The organism is Idiomarina tyrosinivorans, assembly GCF_003987475.1.
Taxonomy (GTDB): Bacteria; Pseudomonadota; Gammaproteobacteria; order Enterobacterales; family Alteromonadaceae; genus Idiomarina; species Idiomarina tyrosinivorans.
On record NZ_PIQH01000002.1, the window covers coordinates 86,808 to 106,960 of the forward strand.

Here is a 20,153-nt window from a genome sequence, read left to right on the forward strand (position 1 = left end):
ATCCGTTAACAACTGTAACTTATTGGAAAATTGGTTATTTTATGTGCGCCAAAATGCCGTCTAATTCATCTAAGCTGGTGTAGTCGATAACTAACTTGCCTTTGCCCTTTCGGCCATGGTTAATCGAGACCTTGGCACCCAAGGTTTCGCTGAGGCGAGTCTCCAGCTTTTGAATATTGGCATCCGGTTTCTGCGGTTCGGTCTTTTTCGGTGGGTCTAGCGTTAGCCGAACCAGTTTTTCTGCTTCCCGCACGGTCAGTTCTTTGGCCACCATTTGCTGGGCAACCGACGCCTGAACTTCACCTTGTAAGGCAAGCAATAATTTTGCGTGGCCAAGTTCTAGGTCGCCACGTTCAACAAAGGTTTTGACTTCATCATGAAGGTTATTCAAGCGCAGTAAGTTGGTGACGGTGGTGCGCGATTTACCTACAGCATTAGCCACTTCTTGGTGGGTGAGTTGGAATTCGTCCAATAACCGCTGTAATGCCGTGGCTTCTTCCATGGCATTTAAATCTTCACGCTGAATGTTCTCAATCAGTGCCATGGCGATGGCTGCTTCATCAGCCACCTTTTTAATCAAACAGGGGACTTCCGCTAGACGTGCTAGCTGCGCCGCACGCCAGCGCCGTTCGCCGGCAATAATTTCGTAACTGTCTTCACCCACTTGGCGAACAACGATTGGCTGGATAATACCTTGCGCCTTCACTGAGGCGGCAAGATCTTCCAACGCCTCTGGCGACATGTCTTTACGCGGTTGGTATTTGCCGGGGCGCAACCATTCAATTGGCAGTTTTTGCAATTCGCCTTTGACTGCTTCACTCGCTGCTTGCGAAGCGTCACCAGAACTCTGCTTCTGGCTGTTGGTTAATAGCGCATCAAGTCCGCGCCCAAGCCCACGTTTTTTTGCTGACATGTTATTTAAGTCCCTTTTGCGGATTAGGCATTAACGGCCTGTGTCTGTTTTTTCTCAGCGCGCCGAATCAGTTCCCCCGCAAGCGCCAAGTACGCTTTCGCACCTGTTGATGACTTGTCATAGTACATCGCCGGAGCACCGAATGAAGGAGCTTCAGCCAGGCGCACGTTGCGTGGAATAACCGTACGGTAAACTTTGTCGCCAAAATGTTGTTTCAGTTGTTCGGAAACATCATTGGCCAAGCGGTTACGAGGGTCGTACATGGTACGTAAAATGCCCTCTATTGCTAATTCGGGATTAACCACCTCGGCCAACTGGCGCACAGTATCCATTAACGCTGTCAGGCCTTCAAGCGCATAATACTCACACTGCATAGGCACCAGTAGCGAGTCGGCCGCCGCCATTGCATTCACGGTCAACATGTTGAGTGATGGTGGACAATCAATAAAAATAAAATCGTATTGGTCACGAACGGCCTTTAAGGCGTTGCGCAATCGCACTTCGCGAGCGAACACTTCCATCAACTTAATTTCTGCGGCGGTAACATCACCGTTAGCCGCGACAAGGTGATATTTGCCGTTGGTGTCGGTAACAACCACTTCGCTGGCGGGCTTTTCATCCACCAACAATTCATAAACCGTGTTCTCGACCTCATATTTGTCGACACCACTCCCCATGGTGGCGTTGCCTTGAGGGTCGAGATCGATCAGCAACACTTTACGCCGTGTCGCTGCCATTGAAGCAGCCAAATTCACTGCAGTTGTGGTTTTGCCCACACCACCTTTTTGATTCGCAATTGCAATGACTCTGCCCACGGTAATGACCTCTTTGTAATAATCGTTTTTAGGCGTATTTTATAGCCACTAAATGGCGCTCACCCTCAACCCCGGGTACTTCAAGCTTATCTACCTGAATAACACGAAAACCTTGGGGTAGTGCGTTAATTTCCTGTTCTGGATATTGGCCCTTTAAGGCGAAAAAGGTTCCATCAGGTTGCGCTAAATGACTACACCAATTTAGCATATCATCCAAAGATGCAAAGGCTCTACTGATAACCCCGTCAAACTTTTCTGTTGGTTGGTAGGCTTCGACCCTTTCGTGAACCGCTGTTACGTTATCAATACCTAGCTGGTGACAGACTTGTCGAATAAAACGAATGCGCTTACCCAGACTATCTAACAATACAAATTCTCGATCGGGGTTGGCAATCGCCAACGGCAATCCCGGTAATCCGGGTCCTGTACCTACATCAATAAACCGTTGCCCGGTTAGCAACGGCGCAACCACCAAACTGTCAATGATGTGGCGAGCCAGCATTTGTTCAGGATCGCGTACCGACGTTAGGTTATACGCTTTATTCCACTTATGTAATTGCTCTACCAACGCCACGCACTGATTAGCTTGGGACTCACTAAGGGTTAACGCGGTTTGCCCCAATAGGGCATCAAATACTGCTCTCACGGCTTTTCCTAAGCGCTTTTACGCAACAATCCTTGCTTTTTCAGATGCACTAACAACATCGAAATGGCAGCAGGAGTAATTCCTGAAATACGAGATGCCTTACCCACCGTTTCTGGTTGGTGATCGTTCAATTTAGCAACGACCTCATTCGACAAGCCTTTGATGGTGGCGTAGTCGAATTGCTTCGGCAATAAGGTATTTTCGTGGCGGCGTTGCTTGGCAATTTCTTCTTCCTGCCGAGCAATGTACCCCGCATACTTGATTTGGATTTCAACTTGCTCTGCCGCTAAGCGTTCAGTCAATCCAGGGCCAATACCTTCTACTTGCATCAAGTCTTGATAATTCACTTCAGGTCGGCGAATCAGTTCTTCGCCATTGACCTCTTTATTGATCGGACTTTTCAGCAGTGGATTCAATTGCGCAACCGCTGGATGGTCTTTATGGATCCACAAACCACGTAAGCGTTGTTTCTCTTGTTCAACCGCTTCCATTTTCTGTTGGAATACCTGCCAGCGGTGATCATCCACCAAACCAAGTTCCCGGCCTTGCTCGGTTAACCGAATATCAGCGTTATCTTCGCGCAATAACAAGCGATATTCCGCTCGAGAAGTAAACATACGGTAAGGCTCTTGTGTACCTAATGTCGATAAGTCGTCGATAAGCACGCCCATGTAGGCTTGGTCGCGACGCAGACTCCAAGGTGCTTTATCTTGTACTTGTAATGCCGCGTTCGCTCCAGCAACTAACCCTTGTGCTCCGGCTTCTTCATAGCCAGTGGTACCGTTAATTTGACCAGCAAAGAACAAGCCTTTAATCGCTTTTGTTTCTAGTGTTTGCTGCAGATCGCGAGGATCAAAGTAATCATATTCAATGGCGTAACCTGGACGCGTAATATGGGCATTTTCAAAGCCTTTAATGGAACGCACTAGCTGTACCTGAACATCAAACGGCAAACTGGTTGAAATACCGTTGGGGTAAACTTCAGCGCTATTTAAACCCTCAGGTTCAACAAAAATCTGGTGCGACGCTTTGTCGGCAAAACGCATGATCTTGTCTTCAATCGACGGACAATAGCGCGGACCAACGCCTTCAATAACGCCAGAATACATCGGCGAGCGATCCAACCCTTGGCGGATCACCTCATGGGTATTCTCGTTAGTATGAGTGATGTAGCACGGAATTTGCCGCGGATGATCGGCCACTGAACCTAAATAGGAAAACACCGGCGTTGGTGTATCGCCAGGTTGTTCCTGCATTACAGAAAAGTCGATGCTATTAGTGGAAATTCGCGGTGGGGTACCCGTTTTTAACCGATCGACCCGTAAGTCCAATGCTCGTAAGCGCTCTGCTAAACGGTTCGCTGGTGGATCGCCAGCACGGCCACCTTGATAATTGTCTAAACCGATATGAATGCGACCACCGAGGAAGGTTCCCACTGTTAATACTACGGTTTTAGCCGAGAAGGCTAAGCCCATTTGGGTTTTTACTCCCACCACACGGCCATTATCGATAACCAGATCATCACAACCTTGTTGAAATAACGATAAGTTCGGCTGGTTCTCTAAAATCGAGCGAATAGCGGCTTTGTATAGCTGTCTGTCAGCTTGAGCGCGGGTAGCCCTTACTGCAGGACCTTTTGATGAATTAAGTGTTCTAAATTGGATTCCAGCGCGATCGGCAGCGATCGCCATTGCACCACCCAAAGCATCTATTTCTTTAACTAGGTGACCTTTACCGATGCCACCAATAGCAGGATTACACGACATTTGCCCTAAGGTATCAATGTTGTGCGTCAACAATAGGGTATTCACCCCCATTCTTGCTGAGGCTAGGGCTGCTTCTGTGCCGGCGTGTCCGCCACCAATAACGATCACATCATAGTGTTCGTGAAAATGCGTTGTCATGTCGTGTTAAGCCTTACTTCTTTCGCTGACAGAAATTAAAAATCGAGCCCTATATTCTAACGTGAATTGGCGATGATCGAAATGGTTAAATAGTAAACAATGGTTGTCTGGTGAAAAGGGATCGAAAAAAAGATCTAGGTTTGATCTTACTAGATCCTTTTTTATTACTACTACTAGTTTTCCACTTTCTGTTGAAAACTCACTGATCGGTTTGTTTTGTATAGAATTTTTCTGTTAGTTAACTTGTGTGTTAACGACTCATACCCCCGATCATAAGTTTTGGATAAGTGATCGGGTTATACACAGTGATCATTATCCCCAAAGTTATCCCATGATGATCATGGAGGTTGATCAGAAGTTATCCTCTGGTTGTGATCAAACGTCAATTATTGTGGATAGCTTTGGGGGTAAATCAGGGAGTTGTTCACCATTTACCGATGAATAACTCCCTGTGTAGTGGATAAAACTATTCTTCCGAGTTGAGGGCGTTGACCATATTAGGCAACCATTGCAGAGCCTTTTGTTCTGGGTCGTCTTCCAACATATCGATCTCCAAGCGCGAAGTTAGGCGTTTTCCGCCCAATTCTTGCAGGCGAGAATCTAAATGTCGGCCGGCTTTACAATAGGTGTCGTAGCACGATTCACCAATGGCTATCACTGCGTATTTGAGCTGCTTTAGCGGGTCTTCATGCAAACTAATTTGGTCGTAAAAACCCAACATACTATCGGCATAGTCACCGGCGCCATGGCTGGCTAAACAGACCAACCAGGTGCCTTCGGTCGGCAGCGTTCCTAAGTCGGGTTCATCGTGGAGCTGGGTGGCAAAGCCCTGTTGGTGCAGGGCTTCGCTCAATTGGTCGGCAAGATATTCGGTATTGCCGGAGGTGGTACCAATAAGAATATGGATTGTTTCTGCCATTACATATCCGCTGGAGTTGCTTGACGTCTAGTCCAAAAGTAGTGGATTGCGCCAAGAAAATGCAAACCGAGCAGGATCAATAAGCCATCAGCGGCCAAGAACTCGTGCAATTCGCCACTGAAATCATTAATCCCTTCAATCTCTCCTGTTGGTGAGGCGATGCTAAACCAACCAAATACATTGAGCTCATGGCCACCGGTGAAAATATGTAATGGTCCAGAAATCACCAGCACTAATAGGGTTAATAGCAATAACCAATGCACGATGCGGGCAATACCAGCGAAAGCAGGGTTGCTCTCTGCGCTCTTAGGGAAGCCTTCATATAAACGAAAACCCACTCGCCAGATAATAAAGAAGAAGGTGAAAAAGCCTAGGCCAATATGCGCACCCATTAAGAAACGTGCCGCTTCGCGAGGAGCCTCGTGAGCGCTGTAACCTAGTGTGAACATAGCCACTACCAGAATAACGGTTATCCAATGGTTTAGGGTGCTAATAGCGCCATAACGTGGTTGATGGTTCATTGTTGCTGTTCCTTGTTATTGTTTAAACGTAATAGTGACGCTTAACCCGCCAGTGGCTGGTGAAGCGTATGAAATTGTTGCTTGATGCAATTCGACAATGCGTTGCACGATGGATAATCCTAAGCCAGCGCCTTCCGTTTGTTGCGAAGTGCTACTGCGATAAAAACGTTCACCCAAGCGTCTGAGATCGTCTGCACTCAGTTGCGCCCCAGCATTGCGAACGGTTAATTCGAGTGTGTCTTGATTAGCCGTGGTGGAAACGTTTATCTCACCATTCTCGGGAGAAAATTTCACTGCATTTTCAATAAGATTACGCAGTAAAGCGTAAATAAGTGTGTCGTTACCCAACACTTTAGCGGATTTCTCGATAGCAATATTCCATTGCACCCGTTCCACACAGTCGGCCGGTAATTGTGCGATGACCTGGGTAACGATGGGTTCAATAGCGATGGCTTTCGCTTCCAAAGATAACTGCTGTTGCCGGTCGACACGGGCCATCGATAGTAATTGGTTAACAAGATGGGTCATCCGTCGCACAACTCGACGTATCGCTTGCGCTGAGGTTTGCGTTTGTTCCAGATTGTCTGCCTCTAATAAATTGTCGGCATGAATAGACAAGCCAGCGAGAGGTGTCCTTAATTCATGCGAGGCATCGGCAATAAAACGGTTTTCTCGTTCAATATAGGTGTTTACTCGAGCAAATAATTCATTGGTCGCTTTTCGTATGGGTTCTATTTCACGTGGCAGCTTCCCTTGAATGGGCGTAAGTTGGTCGGCCTTGCGACGGGTAAGTTGTTCGACAAATTCATTAATAGGGCGCAAAGTCAGGTTAACCAAAAAGAACACGGCAATAGAAATAGGCACCCAAGTGAGCAAAATAGGGTACAGCTGATCGTCTGCTAGATAACCACTGAGTTCGTTGCGTACATCCTCTCTTTGGCCAGCGAAAATCCAATAATTCGTTTGCTCATCGTAATGCGCAAAAGCGATCCACTGAAAGCCGTTAATGTAGGTCTCTTGGTAGCCTTCGGTCATTTTTGCTAACGCGGTGTCGAGAGCGTTTTCTGATGCCATCACCAGTTTTTTATCCGCAGTCCATACTTGGAAGGCTATTTTTGTTTCGTATCTATGTCCTTCGGTATGGCGTTCCGACTCACTGTCGTCCTCGTAGTCTTCTAATTCTTCCTCAGCTTCGATCTCTTTGATGACCTCAGGAATTTTAATCACTTTCACGTGCTCGAGATCATGCAAAAACTGATCATTTTGAACCATGCTCTGGATAAAGCGAGTGATTTGCGCCAATTCCGCATCGAACAATTCGTCAAGCTCGTGCAGTGTATTGCGATAACTTCTCCAAGCCGTCAGCCCTAGTACGATGATTACTACCAGGTTAACGCTGATTAATAATAGAAAGCGAATCGAGCGGAAGGTCATGATGAGCTTGAGCCTTTACTGAGTTGATAACCCATACCTCTCACGGTGCGGATAAGCGAACGATCAAATTTTTTCCGCAAGTGATGAATGTGTACTTCCAGAGCATTACTTTCCACGTCTGAATCCCAACCGTAGCAAACGGCTTCTAAATGGTCTTTGGTCAGTATTCGGTTAGGGTTGAGCATAAATTCTTTCAGCAACAACCACTCTCTTTGGGTGAGGTCTACCGGCTCTCCTCGGTATTCACATTGGTAGTTGGTTAAATCCAGAGAAATATCTGCGATGGCTAAGACATCGGTTTGACGCGCGTGATTACGCCGCACGAGAGCGCGGATACGGGCCTCTAATTCACGCACATCAAAGGGTTTCACCATGTAGTCATCGGCACCGGCATTCAGTGCATCAACTTTGGTTTCGACTTGGTCCCAAGCTGTCAGTACCAGTATTGGCAAGGTCAGTCCGGTTTGTCGTACCGAGCGGATAATCGGTATGGCAATACCATCGGGTAGCCCTAAGTCGAAAATCGCCAAGGCAAACTCATCGGTAGATAGCGCCTGTTTGGCCTGGGAGCCAGTAGTGCAGTGCTCGACGGTGTAACCCATTCGCGACAGACGTTCGATAATTCCTGAGGCAATTTCGTGATCGTCTTCTACCAGTAGTAACCGCATAAGCTTTCCGTCTTTACAGGATTTTTGGCCAGAGAATACTCGCCCAAGTAATAATGAATACCACTAATGCCACAAATACTGCGGCTGAACCAATATCTTTAGCTTTACCGCTAAGCTGGTGAAAGTCTGGGCTAATTCTGTCGACTAAGGTTTCGATTGCAGAGTTAAGGAGTTCGGTAATCAGCACTAAACCTGCGGTTATTGTCATTAGTACAATATCGAGCGTGGTTAGCGGAAAGAAGCTAGCAATAACGGCTAAGACGATTAGCGCAACCAACTCTTGCCTAAAGGCCGCCTCATCTTTCCAGGCAGCGATGAATCCTTTCATTGAATAGACGTTAGCGTAGGCTATTCTGCGCCAACCCTGATATTTTGCTTTCATTTCAACTCCTAACCAGTAGACTGCGTTTGATTATAAAGGGTAGTCAGCAAATCTTAACGCTGCATTAATGAAAAAATTAGCCATTTTGCACAATAATCGTTTGTAAGAGTTTAAAATGTCCGACAGCAATCCAACGCAATGGTTTGTCTATATTTTGTGTTGCGCCGATGACACGCTCTATACCGGGGTTACCACAGATCTTGAGCGACGGCTGCACCAGCATAATCATTTGGTCTCAGGCGCTCGGTATACTCGAGCACGTCGGCCCGTTACGCTGGTTTGGCATTGTCGCGCTGACTCTCGTTCAGCGGCCTGCCAACAAGAATACCGCATTAAACAACTCAGCCGTGCTGAGAAACAGCAATTAATTGAAGGAAAGCTATCGTGATCCGTAACATTTCACTGCTTAGCCTGTTGTTCCTATTTGCAACGCTAAGCCAGCCTGCACAGGCTTATGGGAAAGTTGTACACCAAGCTATTTGCCAATTAGCCTACGACCAACTGCCGAGCAGTATTCAGCAAAATATCGATAACGTGGTAAAGGGCAGCAGTATATCCAGTTTTGCTGAGGGTTGTTCATGGCCTGATGATATTAAACACCAGGACGGCTTTCGCTGGACGGCTTCCCACCACTATGTAAACGTGCCATTTATGGCGGACCACATAGCGTGGCAAGATTGCCCAGCAAGTGGTTGCGTGATGAGCGCTATTCGCCATCACTACGATGTATTGCAGTCCGATCCGCAAAGCTTGGCATCACTGCTGTTTCTCGGTCACTTTGTCGCCGACATGCACCAACCGTTGCATGTCAGTTACGCTGAAGACAAGGGCGGCAACACGTTCGACTTAAGCTGGCAAGATAAGCAGATTTCGCTACATTGGCTGTGGGATGGCATTTTGATTACGCCGCAGCAAGTTGCACAACTACCGCATACGTTTACCGCTGACCCGATGCAACAGAGCCTGCCGAACAGCGATATTTTGGCGTGGGCGAATGAATCCGTAAAAGTTACGCATGGTGTGTACCAAGCACTTAAACCGAACACGGCGCTATCACCACAGGCATTTGAGCACTATCAACAGATTGATCACATGCGTGCAGAGCAAGCGGCAAATCGTTTGGCGCAGTTACTCACGGAACTCTACCAGTAGTTATTGAGAGGGTTGTGGTGTTTGACAACTCCAACAGAATTCAAAGCTGCCAGGGTTTTTCTCTTGGCAGTTTTGGCAAAACCACTCGTTGCTGTGGTTGGCCGTTTCGTAGTCATTGATAATCTCGCGTGCGGCACTGAGCTGTGATACGGGTACCTGAATAGCGGTTTCTAATACATCGGCCGGTAACTCGCCAATGCCTCCAGCGCTACTATTGGAATTAACTGCTGCTGAAATCCCTTTGGTTTGCAATAAGCCTATTACAAGCTCTGCTTCTATGGGGTTAGCGGCGTAGTAAGCAATAACTTTTTGTGTCATCAGCGTGCCTACATGTAGTGTGGTATCTGCCATAGTTACTTGGTAGGATGAAATTATCAAGCACCAACACCATTGTTAGAAGGCATTTCAGTTAATGATAAAAATGGTACTAGCAGTCGCTCTCGGTGCATCCGGTGGAGCCATATTACGCTGGCTCATTAGCTTAGGATTCAACTCCGCCTACCAAACGGTACCATTAGGCACGTTGATCGCGAATTTACTGGGTGGTTATCTGATGGGGTTGGCGCTCGCCTTCTTTAGTCACCAAGCCGCAGTAGGAGCAGAGTGGCGACTCTTCGTAATCACCGGATTCTTGGGTAGCCTTACCACGTTTTCTGCCTTTTCCGCAGAAGTAACCGTGCTTATTCAGCAAAGCCGAATGTTTTGGGCGGCTGGCGCTATTAGTGCCCATGTTATCGGGTCGCTGTTAATGACCATGCTGGGCTTAGCAACTTACGCGTGGATTAAGGGCTAAACGCGGTTATTTGCCGATGCAGAATGTAAAATTTTTTTATTTTCAATTGATTGCAACTGATAGGGAGTAAATAGGGATCAAAAAAGTCTGATGCCTAGCCTCGTAACCTGTTGATATTCTAGATGTATCTCATTCTAACCCCGTCTCTCAGTTCACCCAAACGAAACCTTTTAATCCTGTCTGGGTGGGGTCCCTGTGTCCATAAGATCCTTATTTACGCCCCGATGTACCCTTTTCCAATCCATCGTAAATTGAGGTGATCAGAGGGCATTTGACATCGTCTTTCTGGGCGGAACATTCCTTCACCAACCCATCCAAGGCAAGTTCAATTCGTCGCAGGCTTGTGATTTTTTGCCGCACATTAGTTAGTTTTTGTTCGCCCAACGCGCGGGCTTCATCGCAATGGGTGCCGTCCTGCAGTTTCAGTAACCCGCCAATTTCGTCCAGGCTGAAACCCAGCCACTGGGCTGTTCTGATGAATTGCAGGCGAGCCAGCGCGTGTTCGTCATAGCGGCGAATGCTTCCATAGGGTTTTTCGGGCTCCGCCACCAGGCCTCTGCGCTGGTAATAGCGGATGGTTTCCACGCCAATATTGGCAGCCTTGGCTAGCGCTCCGATGGTCATTGAGCAGGGTTTGTTCGCCATAGGGTTTGACTCCGTAGTTGACTACGGTAGTAAGTTTATAATAACTGGTCAATTCATTACAGGAGCATCGTAATGTCAAAACTAAAAACAGGTAGCGGCTCGCTAGTTGCAGGCGGGATTGCCGCGATCCTGGCATCCGCTTGCTGCCTTGGCCCACTGGTCTTGATCACCTTGGGTATTTCCGGCGCCTGGATCGGCAACCTGGCGGCCCTGGAGCCCTACCGTCCGTGGTTCCTCGGGGCGGCATTGATCGCGATGTTTTTTGCCTGGCGCCGGATATACCGGCCCGTCAGGGATTGCCGGCCAGGTGACGTTTGCGCAGCACCGCACGCTCGAACGGCCTACAAAGTCGTCTTCTGGGTCGTCGCGCTGCTTATCCTGGTTGCGCTGGCGTTCCCTTACGTTTTACCCATGTTTTACTGAGAGGCACAACACCATGAAAAAATCACTGATCGCAACAACCTTGCTTATGGTATTCAGCCTGCCCGCTCTGGCGGCCGAGCAAACCGTTACCTTGTCCGTTCCCGGTATGACCTGTGCTGCCTGCCCGATAACCGTGAATGCGGCTCTTAATCAAGTCGATGGCGTAAGCTCTGTCCGGGTGCGTTATGAAGAGCGTGATGCGACAGTCACCTTCGACGATACCAAAACCAACGTTGAAGAACTGACACAGGCAACGAAAAACGCGGGTTACCCGTCCTCGCTGAAGCAAAGTCAAACGACACAGGAGTGATCGTTATTAGTGATAATAATCTGCACATTGCTGTTATTGGTAGTGGTGGGGGAGCCATGGCGGCTGCCCTGAAAGCCACCGAACGTGGTGCAACGGTTACCCTGATCGAGCGGGGTACGATCGGAGGAACCTGCGTCAACATTGGTTGCGTACCGTCCAAAATCCTGATCCGGTCCGCTCACATCGCGCACCTTCGCCGGGAAAGCCCCTTTGATGGCGGGCTGAGTCACCACGTGCCTGAGGTGAATCGCCCTGCACTTCTGGCTCAGCAACAGGCACGGGTGGAGGAACTGCGTGACTCGAAATACGAGAGCATTCTCGATGACAATGCCGCGATTACTGTCCTCAAGGGCGAGGCCCGTTTTCTGGATCACCGAACAATAAAGGTCACGCTGAACGACGGCGGTGAACAGGAAGTTCACTTTGACAAAGCTTTCATTGGCACCGGTGCCCGTCCTGCCGAACCACCGATTACTGGACTGGCCGAGACGCCCTATCTTACCTCCACCACGGCGCTTGAACTGAGTCATATTCCCGAGCGACTCATTGTTATTGGTGCTTCAGTTGTTGCTCTGGAGTTGTCGCAGGCCTTTGCCCGCCTCGGCAGTAAAGTCACCATTCTGGCCCGCAGCCGGATGCTTTCTCAGGAGGACCCAGCGGTCGGCGAGGCTGTGGAAGCCGCCTTCCGACGTGAGGGCATCGACGTGCTCAAACAGACCTGGGCCAGCGAGATCAGCCACGACGATCGCCTGTTTACGGTTCGGATCAATGCCGGGACACTGCAGGCAGAGCAACTGCTGGTGGCCACCGGTCGCACACCCAACACCGAAAATCTGAATCTGGATGCCATCGGCGTTGCCACCGAGCGAGGCGCCATCCGGATTGATCAACAGATGCAAACCACCGTGCCTGGCATTTATGCCGCCGGTGATTGCACCGATCAGCCCCAGTTTGTCTACGTGGCCGCCGCCGGCGGTAGCCGAGCAGCCATTAATATGACAGGCGGTGACGTCAGCCTTGACCTCAGCGCCATGCCCGCAGTGATTTTCACCGATCCCCAGGTGGCCACGGTGGGCCTGACAGAAGCGGAAGCAGAAAAGCAGGGTTTTGCCGTGGAGACCCGAACGCTTGATCTGGAGAACGTTCCGCGCGCGCTGGTGAACTTCGACACGCAGGGTTTCATCAAGATGGTCGCAGAGCGGGAATCCGGCCGCCTGCTGGGCGTGCAGGCGGTGACTGGCGAAGCCGGTGAGCTGATTCAGACCGCGGTGATGGCGATCCGGGCCGGTATGACCGTACAGACCATCGGCGATGAATTGTTTCCGTACCTCACCATGGTCGAGGGGCTGAAGTTATGTGCTCAAACCTTCACCAAAGATGTAAAGCAGTTGTCTTGCTGCGCGGGATAATGACCGAAACGATTGTTGAATTCATTTCCCAGCGGAACAATTTCATCAAAAGTTTATTAAAAGCCAAGGACGATGGTTAGGTTACTTGCCGATGCAGAATATTTAATATCTTTTAAAAACAATGACGTGTAAGTTATTCGGAGCACTCTCGGAGTGCCGAAATTTGCGAAAAAAGTGGAAATATTGGCAAATTTCCTTTTCATCGGCTCCTGACGATCCATTTTAAACTGGGATAAGTGGGAAACAGGTACCTTTGTATACGCTTTTATCTCTATGAAATCAGCGCCTCGAACTCGCTCTTTCAGCCCCTTCGGTTAAACAAAATTATAGTAAAATCGTTTTCTAAACGGATCCGTTCTCATTTTGAACGGACTTGACGCACAACGTTGTTGTGCATAGAATGATTAAAAAGCGATCAGGTAACTATGGCGGTTGAATTCAGGGATATATGGCTGGAGGCTTTCTACGACGAGGACCAAAGCCACAAGAAAATACCCAGCACTATTGAAGGCGCTCTGTTCAGAAAGATTCAAATTCTGGATGCCGCGACGCAGGAGTCAGACTTAAGGATTCCGCCGGGTAACCGTTTTGAACATTTGCAGGGAAACTTTTCTGGATGGTGTTCCATTCGGGTTAACAAGCAGTATCGCCTGATTTTTCGCTGGGAAGATGGCACCGCCCAAGATACATATCTAGACCCGCATGTTTACAAGGGCTAGAGGAGGTTATGGTAATGAGGAATACAAAACGTCGTCCAGTGACCGTTGGCGAAATGCTGGTCACCGAGTTTCTGGAACCGATGAACATAGAAATCAGTGAACTTGCCGAAGCAATGGGTGTGCACAGAAATACACTCAGCCGGATTGCGAATGACAAAGGTACGCTGACAGAACCCATGGCAATCAAACTCTCAGCGGCTTTGGGGAACACGCCAGAGTTCTGGCTGAATATTCAGCACGCCGTTGAGTTATGGGACGTCCGCCATCGTGCCTATGAACAAGAAGCTAAAAACGTGAGACGCGTAACGCCTCACGAGTTACCTCTGAAGCAGGCCTGAAGCACATTTCGTTTCAGCCTTGTTTACCCTTTCTTTAGAAAGTTACAGCAGCCGGGTTTGTGGCTCGGATTGGGCAAACTGTTATCCCATCGCGTTGTAACCTTTCTCGCGCTTTCGGAACATGCGTTCAAGCATTGGCAGGCTATTGTCCAGGTAGTAGTAGACTGTAACTTCCAGCTTGCCATCGGCATCGCGGTCATACCAGCAATCGGCTCAGGGGCTCATATGAGCGCTTCTGCGCCCGAGAACCGTTCTGACCTGTCTTGAAACCGTGATAGTAGACCAGTCGCAAGGCTTGGTGGCCGCTTCACTTCCCGATGCAGAATATGCAATATCGTTATAAAACAATAGGTTGTATCACTTAAGGAGTAAATATGGATCAAAATTCGTAAGATCCAGGACTCACAGTACCCAGCCTTATGCACCAGGGAACGTGAGCGCTTTAATATCTCTGAATAGGGTAATTAGATGGTCCATGGCTAAATCAATTAGGGGCTCGTACATAAACGAATTAAGGTGAATATTTTCAGGTGTCATTAATGTTACCTGGGATAGCACCCTCTCTACTTGCTCAAAATCACCGTTGCCTGACTGTTCGTTCACAATTCTATTGAACAACCGCCCGGTTTGTGAACCCTTGATGGGAGTTTTATCGTTCACATGATTCCACATAAACTCCTCTGCTTTTAGGCGTATAGCTATGGAAAGCGCTATTTTACGCTCTAAAGCTATTGTGTCTGTAGGAATTGGAGCGTTTGCTAAATCGTCAGCAGTTCTGTAAATAAGATCTAGGACCGGCTCATCTTTATCGAAGTTTTGGCCAACATCTCTTCCTTGTACGACTTTGGCAATGATATTTTCTAAATCCTCTACTTTTAGTGATCGTGTTTTATAATCAGGCTCATCATCATTGTCTTTAATATGAAGCATTGATGTTAGCTTTTTGTAATCTGGTGAAAATCCATCTCGGTACTCGATAAGATTTCTTACAAAGGGTATCATTGAAATGAACATTTCGGCATTTGAATCGTAACTCTTTTTCCAGAGATCAAATGGGCTGGATACATCCTTACTTCCCCCTTTAAGAAGTAAAATTTTCCCCTCGCTCTTTTGAGCTATGAAAGAGTTATCCCATTGAGCTGTATCGAGGACTCGTCCTTGAACTGTCCTGTAAAAATCAAAGTTATGCGTCAGTATAATTAATCTAAACAGGTCTTCTCCGGCCATCTCCCTCAGATACTCGACAATCGCATACTTATTTTTATAATCAAACGAATCTGCAATATCATCAATAATGATTACTGACCTTTGACCTGATTTTAATCTTGCTTTGAACTCGAAAATCACATAAAGCAAGTACATAGCTCTCCGCTCACCTAGTGAGAGACAATCAAGAGAATCTAGTTGACCTCTGTCGAATCTAACCGGTTCACCATTTTCCCTTGGAAAGGTGAAAACCATGTTTGGTGCTGATGTTCCTAGAATTACATTTTTATGATCTTCAATATCGACTCCAAAGGGAACGTAAAAGCGCCTTTTAAAAACTTCTTTTGATTCGTGCCACAATGTGTTTTCTAAGCTTGCCTGCCTTTCTATTTCTGCAAGCTCTGATTTTTTGCTTTGGAATAAGCTAAGTAAGCTGTCAAATCCTGACTTGTCAGTCGCATAATAAGACGACCAGAGCAATTTCTTAAGGTGCGCTAGGTCTCCTAAATACGCGGTTACTGATGGGCTACTCTCAATGATCTCTTGAAATGCTTTAACTGGTGCGACGCCAGAAATTATTTTATTTGATATGGTTTGTAGTTGACCGTCGCCAAGAATAGACTCACTTTCTTTTTTTAGCAGCTCATCGAGACTCTTCTGATCACATATAGGTTCATCATTCCCCTTCATCAAAAGTTTATGCTCGGCATTGAAGAACTTCTCTTTCTTAAGAGACTTCGAAACTGACGCGGCATTTATTGGGTTGAATTTACCCCTAGAAAATAAAGGAGATTTATCGACGAGTTCATTATAACGAGTGCTGTATTCATCTATATTATCGCGAATAGATTCATCATTTAGCAACTCAATAACTTTCGGGTCGAATATCTTTGAATATGGAATTTTTGAAAGTTCTGAGTTTCCTTGATCAAAATTTTGGACGGCTTCAATCGCTTCAAAAATATTATCAACTTCGAAATCGTCAATTAATTGCTGTTCTACTTTGTCTTGGGGGACTTTTGATAACTTGTTCAATCCTTTTGAGAGTTGATTTCGTGCGCTTAATATTTCTTTATAGATGGAATCATAAGTGGCTTTTTGCTCGCTATTAACAAGCAATGTAGATAAATTGTCTGAGTCAAACTCTGCATCAAAGGGCTTAACTACCAATATCTCATCTGGCAGTATTTCTTGGTCATCGATCTTGATGCTCCATTCAGGCTCAAGATTATAGAGAACTTCCTTTGGCTTTCCGCCGTCCACACTAAGGCAATCAAATGTTTTAGCTAAAGAAGTTTTCATTACCCCATTAGGAGCATATATTAAGTGTGCGTTTGATTTTTCAAAGCTGAACGTCTCATTAAAATCCGATATACCAAAGCAATTTTTCAACTCAATAGATAGCTTTTCCATAACCCGTTCCCCTGAACCTACAATTCGCTTTGGCGAATCCTCTTTCTATGTAATGAGCTGAGAGGATTACCTTAAATTTTTACTAATTTAATAACTTAGTCTGCCTTAGCTAGGAGCTTGCAGCAAGTACAGGAGAGTCTGCTTTCTGGCGACCAGCTCGATTTGCAATATCTATGAATATGAAACTTATCAATTAATACTGTCTATGTCCATAAAACCACCGTTTTGTGAACACCGTGAGAAGGTGCCATTTTGTCATTTTCAGAAGACGACTGCACCAGTTGATTGGGCGTAATGGCTGTTGTGCAGCCAGCTCCTGACAGTTCAATATCAGAAGTGATCTGCACCAATCTCGACTATGCTCAATACTCGTGTGCACCAAAGCGAGGTGAGCATGGCGACGGACACCCCACGGATTCCAGAACAAGGCGTGGCCACTCTGCCTGATGAGGCTTGGGAGCGTGCGCGCCGTCGTGCGGAGATCATCAGTCCGTTGGCGCAGTCGGAGACGGTCGGGCACGAAGCGGCCGATATGGCGGCTCAGGCGCTGGGCTTGTCTCGGCGCCAGGTATACGTTCTGATCCGGCGTGCCCGGCAAGGCAGCGGCCTCGTGACGGATCTGGTGCCCGGCCAGTCCGGTGGAGGTAAAGGTAAGGGGCGCTTGCCGGAACCGGTCGAGCGCGTCATCCACGAGCTACTGCAAAAGCGGTTCCTGACCAAGCAGAAGCGCAGCCTAGCGGCCTTTCACCGCGAAGTCACTCAGGTGTGCAAGGCTCAAAAACTGCGAGTGCCGGCGCGCAATACCGTGGCCTTACGGATCGCTAGCCTTGACCCGCGCAAGGTCATCCGCCGGCGGGAAGGCCAGGATGCCGCTCGTGACCTACAAGGTGTGGGCGGCGAGCCTCCTGCCGTGACCGCGCCGCTGGAGCAGGTGCAGATAGACCATACGGTCATCGACCTGATCGTGGTCGATGACCGCGACCGGCAACCTATTGGCCGCCCGTACCTGACCCTCGCCATCGACGTGTTCACCCGCTGCGTGCTCGGCATGGTCGTCACGCTGGAAGCGCCGTCTGCCGTTTCGGTTGGCCTGTGCCTCGTGCATGTCGCCTGCGACAAGCGCCCTTGGCTGGAAGGACTGAACGTGGAAATGGATTGGCAGATGAGCGGCAAGCCCTTGCTGCTCTACCTAGACAACGCGGCCGAGTTCAAGAGCGAGGCCCTGCGCCGGGGTTGCGAGCAGCATGGCATCCGGCTGGACTATCGCCCGCTGGGACAGCCGCACTATGGCGGCATCGTGGAACGGATCATCGGCACGGCGATGCAGATGATTCACGACGAACTGCCGGGAACGACCTTCTCCAACCCTGACCAGCGCGGCGACTACGATTCCGAAAACAAGGCCGCCCTGACGCTGCGCGAGCTAGAGCGCTGGCTCACATTGGCGGTCGGCACCTACCACGGTTCGGTGCACAACGGCCTGCTCCAACCGCCGGCCGCGCGCTGGGCCGAGGCCGTGGCGCGTGTCGGCGTACCGGCCGTCGTCACACGCGCTACTTCGTTCCTGGTCGATTTTCTGCCGATCCTCCGGCGCACGCTGACCCGCACCGGCTTTGTCATCGACCACATCCACTACTACGCCGATGCGCTCAAGCCGTGGATTGCGCGGCGTGAACGCTGGCCGTCCTTTCTGATCCGGCGCGATCCGCGCGACATCAGCCGTATCTGGGTCCTGGAACCGGAGGGACAGCATTACCTGGAAATTCCCTACCGTACCTTGTCGCATCCGGCTGTCACCCTCTGGGAACAACGGCAGGCGCTGGCGAAACTGCGGCAGCAAGGGCGCGAACAGGTGGATGAGTCGGCGCTGTTCCGCATGATCGGCCAGATGCGTGAGATTGTGACCAGCGCGCAGAAGGCCACACGCAAGGCGCGGCGTGACGCGGATCGCCGCCAGCACCTCAAGACATCAGCTCGGCCGGACAAGCCCGTTCCGCCGGATACGGATATTGCCGACCCGCAGGCAGACAACTTGCCACCCGCCAAACCGTTCGACCAGATTGAGGAGTGGTAGCCGTGGACGAATATCCCATCATCGACCTGTCCCACCTGCTGCCGGCGGCCCAGGGCTTGGCCCGTCTTCCGGCGGACGAGCGCATCCAGCGCCTTCGCGCCGACCGCTGGATCGGCTATCCGCGCGCAGTCGAGGCGCTGAACCGGCTGGAAGCCCTTTATGCGTGGCCAAACAAGCAACGCATGCCCAACCTGCTGCTGGTTGGCCCGACCAACAATGGCAAGTCGATGATCGTCGAGAAGTTCCGCCGCACCCACCCGGCCAGCTCCGACGCCGACCAGGAGCACATCCCGGTGTTGGTCGTGCAGATGCCGTCCGAGCCGTCCGTGATCCGCTTCTACGTCGCGCTGCTCGCCGCGATGGGCGCGCCGCTGCGCCCACGCCCACGGTTGCCGGAAATGGAGCAACTGGCTCTGGCACTGCTGCGCAAGGTCGGCGTGCGCATGCTGGTGATCGACGAGCTGCACAACGTGCTGGCCGGCAACAGCGTCAACCGCCGGGAATTCCTCAACCTGCTGCGCTTCCTCGGCAACGAACTGCGCATCCCGTTGGTTGGGGTAGGCACGCGCGACGCCTACCTAGCCATCCGCTCCGATGACCAGTTGGAAAATCGCTTCGAGCCGATGATGCTGCCGGTATGGGAGGCCAACGACGATTGCTGCTCACTGCTGGCCAGCTTCGCCGCTTCGCTCCCGCTGCGCCGGCCTTCCCCAATTGCCACGCTGGACATGGCTCGCTACCTGCTCACACGCAGCGAGGGCACCATAGGGGAACTGGCGCACTTGCTGATGGCGGCGGCCATCGTCGCCGTGGAGAGCGGCGAGGAAGCGATCAACCATCGCACACTCAGCATGGCCTGTCGACAACCTCTCGCGCAACCAAGACATCGCGGTCGGACTGCAAGTGATCTTGAAGCCACGGGCCCGTCCCACCCCGACATGGACCTCGATGCCCGAACGGACGTTAGATTTCGAGTTCTAGGCGTTCTGCGATGAAGGTTGGATCCCAGCCGGGATTGAAAGTGTCGACGTGGGTGAATCCGAGCCGCTCGTATAGGCCACGCAGGTTCGGGTGGCAGTCGAGCCGCAGCTTGGCGCACCCCTGCGTTCGCGCGGCATGGCGGCAAGCCTCGATCAGCGCGGAGCTGACACCCCGGCCCGCATGTGTCCGTCGCACCGCGAGCTTGTGCAGATATGCGGCCTCCCCCTTGAGGGCGTCGGGCCAGAACTCGGGATCCTCGGCCGACAAGGTGCAACAGCCGACGATGCCGTCGCTGCAACTCGCGACTAGGAGCTCGGATCTCAGGACGAAGGTCTCCGCGAATGTCCGGTCGATCCGCGCGACGTCCCAGGCGGGCGTTCCCTTGGCGGACATCCACGCCGCAGCGTCGTGCATCAGCCGCACAACCTCGTCGATATCACCCGAGCAGGCGACCCGAACGTTCGGAGGCTCCTCGCTGTCCATTCGCT

At 50.0% G+C, this 20,153-nt stretch carries 23 protein-coding genes; 10 read left to right on the plus strand and 13 right to left on the minus strand.

All coding sequences use genetic code 11. From position 1 onward, the window contains the following. Positions 1-34: 34 nt before the first annotated feature. From CWI84_RS02345 to CWI84_RS02385, 9 genes are all read right to left on the minus strand, one after another. Positions 35-913, minus strand: coding sequence for a ParB/RepB/Spo0J family partition protein (locus CWI84_RS02345; protein WP_126840982.1), 879 nt, complete (start codon positions 911-913; stop codon positions 35-37). A gap of 23 nt (positions 914-936) precedes the next feature. Continuing rightward, positions 937-1,728 (minus strand): ParA family protein, encoded by a 792-nt coding sequence (locus CWI84_RS02350; protein WP_126840983.1) that lies wholly within the window; start codon positions 1,726-1,728, stop codon positions 937-939. A gap of 28 nt (positions 1,729-1,756) precedes the next feature. Beyond that, the gene (rsmG, locus tag CWI84_RS02355) at positions 1,757-2,374 is read right to left on the minus strand and encodes a 16S rRNA (guanine(527)-N(7))-methyltransferase RsmG (RefSeq protein ID WP_126840984.1); all 618 of its coding nucleotides are present in this window, start codon (positions 2,372-2,374) and stop codon (positions 1,757-1,759) included. Positions 2,375-2,382: 8 nt separating this feature from the next. Beyond that, positions 2,383-4,278, minus strand: a complete 1,896-nt coding sequence (mnmG, locus tag CWI84_RS02360) for a tRNA uridine-5-carboxymethylaminomethyl(34) synthesis enzyme MnmG (RefSeq protein WP_126840985.1) — start codon at positions 4,276-4,278, stop codon at positions 2,383-2,385. A 466-nt stretch (positions 4,279-4,744) separates the two neighbouring features. Further along, positions 4,745-5,197, minus strand: a complete 453-nt coding sequence (locus CWI84_RS02365; RefSeq protein WP_126840986.1) for a flavodoxin domain-containing protein — start codon at positions 5,195-5,197, stop codon at positions 4,745-4,747. Continuing rightward, positions 5,197-5,718, minus strand: a complete 522-nt coding sequence (locus tag CWI84_RS02370) for a cytochrome b (protein WP_126840987.1) — start codon at positions 5,716-5,718, stop codon at positions 5,197-5,199. The genes CWI84_RS02365 and CWI84_RS02370 overlap by 1 nt, the downstream gene beginning before the upstream one ends. A gap of 15 nt (positions 5,719-5,733) precedes the next feature. Then, the gene (locus CWI84_RS02375; RefSeq protein WP_126840988.1) at positions 5,734-7,152 is read right to left on the minus strand and encodes an ATP-binding protein; all 1,419 of its coding nucleotides are present in this window, start codon (positions 7,150-7,152) and stop codon (positions 5,734-5,736) included. Then, positions 7,149-7,820, minus strand: coding sequence for a response regulator (locus tag CWI84_RS02380; protein ID WP_126840989.1), 672 nt, complete (start codon positions 7,818-7,820; stop codon positions 7,149-7,151). Before CWI84_RS02380 ends, CWI84_RS02375 begins: the two co-directional genes overlap by 4 nt. A gap of 13 nt (positions 7,821-7,833) precedes the next feature. Continuing rightward, positions 7,834-8,202, minus strand: coding sequence for a diacylglycerol kinase (locus tag CWI84_RS02385; protein WP_126840990.1), 369 nt, complete (start codon positions 8,200-8,202; stop codon positions 7,834-7,836). Between the two features lie 115 nt (positions 8,203-8,317). Here CWI84_RS02385 and CWI84_RS02390 point away from each other — a divergent pair, with 115 nt between their 5' ends. Both CWI84_RS02390 and CWI84_RS02395 read left to right on the plus strand, forming a co-directional pair. Further along, entirely contained in the window at positions 8,318-8,590 is a 273-nt protein-coding gene (locus tag CWI84_RS02390; protein WP_126840991.1) for a GIY-YIG nuclease family protein, read from the plus strand. Further along, positions 8,587-9,354 (plus strand): S1/P1 nuclease, encoded by a 768-nt coding sequence (locus CWI84_RS02395; protein WP_157980982.1) that lies wholly within the window; start codon positions 8,587-8,589, stop codon positions 9,352-9,354. Before CWI84_RS02390 ends, CWI84_RS02395 begins: the two co-directional genes overlap by 4 nt. Here CWI84_RS02395 and CWI84_RS02400 read toward each other — a convergent pair whose 3' ends face one another. Further along, positions 9,355-9,672 (minus strand): putative signal transducing protein, encoded by a 318-nt coding sequence (locus tag CWI84_RS02400; RefSeq protein WP_157980983.1) that lies wholly within the window; start codon positions 9,670-9,672, stop codon positions 9,355-9,357. Positions 9,673-9,766: 94 nt separating this feature from the next. Between CWI84_RS02400 and crcB the strand changes: the two genes are divergently transcribed. After that, on the plus strand, positions 9,767-10,147 hold the full coding sequence (gene crcB / locus CWI84_RS02405; RefSeq protein WP_126840994.1) for a fluoride efflux transporter CrcB: 381 nt from the start codon (positions 9,767-9,769) through the stop codon (positions 10,145-10,147). A gap of 210 nt (positions 10,148-10,357) precedes the next feature. Here the strand turns inward: crcB and merR are convergent, their stop codons facing one another. Continuing rightward, positions 10,358-10,792 (minus strand): Hg(II)-responsive transcriptional regulator, encoded by a 435-nt coding sequence (merR, locus tag CWI84_RS02410; RefSeq protein WP_126840995.1) that lies wholly within the window; start codon positions 10,790-10,792, stop codon positions 10,358-10,360. Between the two features lie 72 nt (positions 10,793-10,864). Here merR and merT point away from each other — a divergent pair, with 72 nt between their 5' ends. The 5 genes from merT (at position 10,865) to CWI84_RS02435 (ending at position 13,991) form a co-directional block, all read left to right on the plus strand. Next, the gene (gene merT / locus CWI84_RS02415) at positions 10,865-11,215 is read left to right on the plus strand and encodes a mercuric ion transporter MerT (RefSeq protein WP_126840996.1); all 351 of its coding nucleotides are present in this window, start codon (positions 10,865-10,867) and stop codon (positions 11,213-11,215) included. 13 nt (positions 11,216-11,228) lie between these two features. Next, complete coding sequence (gene merP / locus CWI84_RS02420; RefSeq protein WP_126840997.1) at positions 11,229-11,525, plus strand: mercury resistance system periplasmic binding protein MerP; 297 nt, start codon at positions 11,229-11,231, stop codon at positions 11,523-11,525. Between the two features lie 5 nt (positions 11,526-11,530). Beyond that, the gene (gene merA / locus CWI84_RS02425) at positions 11,531-12,934 is read left to right on the plus strand and encodes a mercury(II) reductase (RefSeq protein ID WP_126841172.1); all 1,404 of its coding nucleotides are present in this window, start codon (positions 11,531-11,533) and stop codon (positions 12,932-12,934) included. Between the two features lie 425 nt (positions 12,935-13,359). Next, positions 13,360-13,653: a type II toxin-antitoxin system RelE/ParE family toxin gene (locus tag CWI84_RS02430; protein WP_126840998.1), complete on the plus strand. Its 294-nt coding sequence runs from the start codon at positions 13,360-13,362 to the stop codon at positions 13,651-13,653. A gap of 14 nt (positions 13,654-13,667) precedes the next feature. Continuing rightward, positions 13,668-13,991, plus strand: coding sequence for a HigA family addiction module antitoxin (locus CWI84_RS02435; protein WP_126840999.1), 324 nt, complete (start codon positions 13,668-13,670; stop codon positions 13,989-13,991). A gap of 417 nt (positions 13,992-14,408) precedes the next feature. Here CWI84_RS02435 and CWI84_RS02440 read toward each other — a convergent pair whose 3' ends face one another. Continuing rightward, the gene (locus tag CWI84_RS02440; protein WP_076723611.1) at positions 14,409-16,610 is read right to left on the minus strand and encodes an AAA family ATPase; all 2,202 of its coding nucleotides are present in this window, start codon (positions 16,608-16,610) and stop codon (positions 14,409-14,411) included. Positions 16,611-17,004: 394 nt separating this feature from the next. Between CWI84_RS02440 and CWI84_RS02450 the strand changes: the two genes are divergently transcribed. Next, positions 17,005-18,684: a Mu transposase C-terminal domain-containing protein gene (locus tag CWI84_RS02450; RefSeq protein ID WP_000179844.1), complete on the plus strand. Its 1,680-nt coding sequence runs from the start codon at positions 17,005-17,007 to the stop codon at positions 18,682-18,684. A gap of 2 nt (positions 18,685-18,686) precedes the next feature. After that, positions 18,687-19,679, plus strand: a complete 993-nt coding sequence (locus CWI84_RS02455; protein ID WP_001381192.1) for a TniB family NTP-binding protein — start codon at positions 18,687-18,689, stop codon at positions 19,677-19,679. On the opposite strand, the gene CWI84_RS02460 is transcribed toward CWI84_RS02455, so the two are convergent. Then, positions 19,648-20,148: a GNAT family N-acetyltransferase gene (locus CWI84_RS02460; protein WP_000376623.1), complete on the minus strand. Its 501-nt coding sequence runs from the start codon at positions 20,146-20,148 to the stop codon at positions 19,648-19,650. The two genes, CWI84_RS02455 and CWI84_RS02460, sit on opposite strands and share 32 nt — an antisense overlap. Between the last annotated feature and the right edge of the window lie 5 nt (positions 20,149-20,153).